The 4,586-nt window shown below is 37.7% G+C and carries 1 protein-coding gene and 3 pseudogenes; all 4 read left to right on the plus strand.

What is annotated here, in order from left to right:
- Positions 1-83: 83 nt before the first annotated feature.
- Positions 84-1,219: pseudogene (locus CWATDRAFT_RS37925) on the plus strand (IS4 family transposase); the annotation flags it as partial.
- A gap of 307 nt (positions 1,220-1,526) precedes the next feature.
- Positions 1,527-1,949 (plus strand): annotated as a pseudogene (locus CWATDRAFT_RS29930) (metallophosphoesterase family protein); the annotation flags it as partial.
- Positions 1,950-2,134: 185 nt separating this feature from the next.
- Positions 2,135-3,538, plus strand: coding sequence for a trigger factor (gene tig, locus CWATDRAFT_RS29935; protein ID WP_007313276.1), 1,404 nt, complete (start codon positions 2,135-2,137; stop codon positions 3,536-3,538).
- 285 nt (positions 3,539-3,823) lie between these two features.
- A pseudogene (locus tag CWATDRAFT_RS29940) lies at positions 3,824-4,521 on the plus strand (IS5-like element ISCwa2 family transposase); the annotation flags it as partial.
- Positions 4,522-4,586: the final 65 nt, after the last annotated feature.

Raw genomic sequence — 4,586 nt, forward strand, 5'->3', positions numbered from 1 at the left:
GGGAGAAGCATCCGATTTAGACTAATAATATCAGATGGCCCTAATCGTTTTATGACTTAAATCATGAGCTTTTTACAACTTTAGAATCTCAGTGTACCAAACATGTAACGCAAACACAGTTCGAGGCTTTTAGAGTTTTACTGTGGTTGCTGACAGTACATAAACAGGTTAGAATAGAAAGGTTAGCAGCTTGTTTCCTTGACCAATCCTTTATCAAAGTCGTCGTAAACATATCCAGAGATTCCTAGTTTTGTCAGCTTTAGCCATTCCCAGATTCTGGTTTCCTGTGATTAAAGCTATTATTTGTAAAGAATTTAAGACTGGCTCTCGTCTGATTATAACAATTGACCGAACCCAATGGAAAGATAAAAATGTTTTCATGGTTGCTGTTATCTGGAAAAAGCTGGCTTTACCCATCTATTGGACACTTTTAGGGAAAAGAGGAGCCAGCAGATTATCTGAACAACAGGCATTAATTCAACCTGTTCTTTGTCTTCTAAAAAACTATGAGTTAGTCATTCTTGGAGACCGAGAATTCCACAGTGTTAAATTAGCTTATTGGTTGAAACAAAAAAGTAAAAAACAAAAGTTATTCTTCGCTTTTCGTCAGAAACAAGGTACAAACCAGAAAAAAGATGATGAAGATTATCAAACTTTTTCGCAGTTAGGAATGAAACCTGGGATGAAGATGTTTTTAACTGGGGTTTCAGTCACTAAAAATAAAGGGTTTGGAAACTTTAATGTGGGAGCATATTGGAAAAGAAAATACAAGGGCAAACAGGAAAAAGAGCCTTGGTTTATTCTTACCAACTTAGAGAGTTTATCAGAGGTCTTGAAAGTCTATCGAGCCAGGGCAGGTATTGAAGCTATGTTCAAGGATTGTAAGACAGGGGGTTATAATTGGGAGGGGAGTAAAGCCAATAATAAACGACTAAATTCCTTGATTTTATTAATAGCGATCGCTTACACTGCTACTTCTTTAAAAGGCAAAACATTTCGACAAACCAATCAAGGAAAATATATTGCTCGTCTAACTGAAAAATCAAGACGTGACCGAAGACATAGTAATTTTTGGATAGGACTTTATGGCTCTCTTTGGATTCACGCTTGGGAATTTTGCTCTGATTTTATTTCAATTATGATGAGCAATAATCCCCAGAAAATCAACAATTATAAAAAAGGGTTACAAGCCATGTCCATAATAGATAAGACGGCTTAATTCCCCTATTTTATCTTAACATAAAATAACCAGTGGAAGATGATTTATTTTAGATGTAACTATCCAAAATAAACCAATTTTTATTATTTAATAAAAACTAATATTGCCCAAGGGGTTGATTTTGAGCATCAACCCTGTGGGGGGGAGGACGGTGTAAGCCTCCTCCCCCCCACACACACGGCAAGAATGATTATCATTATTGTTTATTCTCAATAAGCCCTCTAGTTTTTGACAATTTATAGAGCGATCGCCACGGCTGAAACCCTCTTTCAATCAGGGTTTTAACGGGCTTGTCACCCCGTGAGGGATGAAAGCCTTGCCCACCTATTTAGATTTGGGGGATGTCTGGTTAGTGCATGGAGGAATAGATCCCCATATCCCTTTAGAAGAGCAAACCGCACAACAGTTTTGCTGGATGAGAGATGATTTTCATGCCATAGATAAACCCTATTTCAAGGATAAACTGGTGATTACAGGTCACACCATCACCTTTACCTTTCCAGGGGTATTAGCAGGTAAATTAGTGGCAGGGCAAGGATGGTTAGATATTGATACCGGAGCTTACCATCCCCAAAGTGGTTGGTTAACGGCATTAGACTTAAACACAGAGACAGTTTATCAAGTCCATCGTCTACATCATACTAAGCGCATTCTTCCCCTGGTTGAAGCAGTGGTTAAAATTGATCCGAGTGTGGTCAAAGCAAAGCGATCTAGACAAAGAGTGTCTTGAATCTTAAAATTTCCCTAATAGTGAAAAAATCGGTGATTGATCCACATATACTCAGGTTAGAATGAAAAAGCTATCTTAACTTGAGTAGTTTTTGCTTGATTCTCCAAAAGAAAACAAAGCAAGTTAGGATGCTTCGCCACAACTCAATATGGCATAATAATCAATTGTCCGAAATTGTAATTTATATGAAAGTCACCCAGGAAAAACTACCCGATAGTCAAATTGGCCTAGAAATTGAAATTCCCGCCGAAACTGGCAAAAAAGCTTATGAAACCGAGGTTAAAACCTTAGCCCGTACCGCCAATATTCCTGGGTTTCGTAAAGGTAAAGTTCCCCGTCCCATTTTGCTACAAAGGTTAGGGAGCCGCTATATTAAAGCCATTACCTTAGAAAAGTTGGTCCAAACAAGCGTAGAAAAAGCCTTAAAACAAGAATCCATTGACTCCATAGGTCAACCTACCTTAAGCTCTGCTTTAGACGAACTTGTGGACAAATTTAAACCAGGTGAACCGTTGACCTTCTCAGCGGCAGTGGATGTTGCTCCCACCATAGAATTGGGAGATTATCAAACCCTTTCTATCAGAGCAGAAGAAACCGTCTATGATCCCCAACAGTTAGAAGACTGGTTTAAAGAAAGACAAAAAGAATTAGCCACCCTAGTCCCTATAGAAGATCGTGGTGCTGAGATGGGGGATGTTGCTATTGTAGATTATAAAGGTGTGTCAACCTCCGAAGGTGAAGAAGAAGGAGAAGCCATCGAAGGAGTAGAAGGCACGGACTTGGAGGTTGAGCTTGAAGTTGGAAAATTTATTGAAGGGATGGTCGAGGGTATTGTGGGTATGAAACCCGAAGAAACCAAAGAATTACCCCTAAAGTTTCCTGACGATTATCCTAGAGAAGATTTAGCAGGAGAACCAGTTACATTCACCATTACCCTCAAAGAACTAAAAGCCAAAGAATTACCGGAATTAGACGATGATTTTGCCGAGGAAGTGAGTGAGTACGAGACCCTTGCCGAATTAAGGGAGTCCTTAGAAAAGCAATTTAAGGAGTCAGCAGAAGAAGAAACCAAACAGAGTATTTATAGTGCCATTACTTCAGAATTAAGTGCAATTTGTACGGCTGATCTTCCTGATACCTTAGTGCAAGATGAAGTGACTAAAGTTTTGACACAAACTGCCATGCAACTCGAACAAATGGGCATGGATTTAGGACAATTATTCACTCAGGAAAATCTCCCGAAATTAAGGGAAAATTCTCGACCTGAAGCCGTAGAAAAACTCACAAAATCCCTGATTATACAAGAAATTGCCAAAGTAGAGTCCATAACCCTAGAAGAGACAGAAATAGAAGAAAGAAGTAATGAAATTAAGGAACAATTGGAAGGAAAAGAGATTGATGTTGATAAGTTACGAACTATAGTAGAAGAAGAATTAATCAGCGAGAAAACTCTCAAGTTGTTACAAGAAAAAGCCACGGTTGAATTAGTTCCTAAAGGTACTCTAGAAGAAGAAAAGAAGGCTGAGTCTGAAGCAGAAGAAGAAGCCGCAGAACAGACAGTAGATGTAGAAGTACAAGAACAAGAATAATAATTGAGGCTCTTCTTTGTACAAAAAGAAGAGTCTTTTCAGCCATTTCAAGACCAGGGATCAGGAATAGATTTAAAAGGATGGTCCTTCATTTCTTCTGGAGAGGATAAATCTGCTGTAACTATGGTTTCTTTATTAGGATCTAATTCGGGTTTGCTGAATAAAAGCAAAACCCTATTCTTTAAAAGGTTACACCCATATTCGCGATCGCAAAAAAGATCAGCTTTGTCGGCTACAAACCGCTATAATTGGTAGAAACACCTCCCAGTTGTTGGTCAAGAACAAATGTATCGAAAAGAGGAGCAACCTTTACCGCCCCCAGAAAAATTTGAATTACCTTTCGAGGGTAAATTGTCCCCCAATAATCGTTGGGTAATCATGGCAGAGTTGATACCTTGGGATGATTTTGAGGAAGAATATGCTAAACTTTTTTCAGCAGAAAAAGGTGCGCCAGCCAAACTATTTAGAATGGCATTAGGGACATTAATTATTAAGGAAAAATTAGGAACAAGTGATAGAGAAACTATAGAACAGATTAGAGAAAATCCCTATCTACAATACTTTATAGGTTTAAATTGTTATCAACAAGAGCCACCACTGGAATCTTCAATGCTAGTTCATTTTAGGAAAAGAATTGATGGAGAATTGATAAACAAAATCAATAAAAAAATAGTAAAAAGAGAAATAGACAAGAGTGATAAAGAAGTAAAAAAAAAGGATTGTCTCCAAGAAAAAGGAGAAAAAATAAAAAATAAAGGTAAACTAATTTTAGATGCGACTTGTGCGCCAGCAGACATCAAATACCCAACGGATTTAGGCATATTAAATCAAGCCAGAATTGAGACAGAAAGAATAATAGATAATCTTTATAAACCATTAAGAGTAAAATTGAGAAAAAAGCCGAGAACTTCTAGAAAAATTGCTAGAAAGGAATACTTAAAAGTAGTAAANAACGAAAAGTATCTTATCAGGAAGAAGAAAAGTTACGGGAAACAGTAAATACTTAGAAAATTTGGAATATTGAAGACTTATCAAGTGGGCTTCCGGG

It is taken from the genome of Crocosphaera watsonii WH 8501, from assembly GCF_000167195.1.
Lineage (GTDB): Bacteria > Cyanobacteriota > Cyanobacteriia > Cyanobacteriales > Microcystaceae > Crocosphaera > Crocosphaera watsonii.

Coding starts and splice junctions, on each gene's coding strand:
- tig (WP_007313276.1), top strand. CDS start 2,135: ATGAAAGTCACCCAGGAAAAACTACCCGATAGTCAAATTGGCCTAGAA.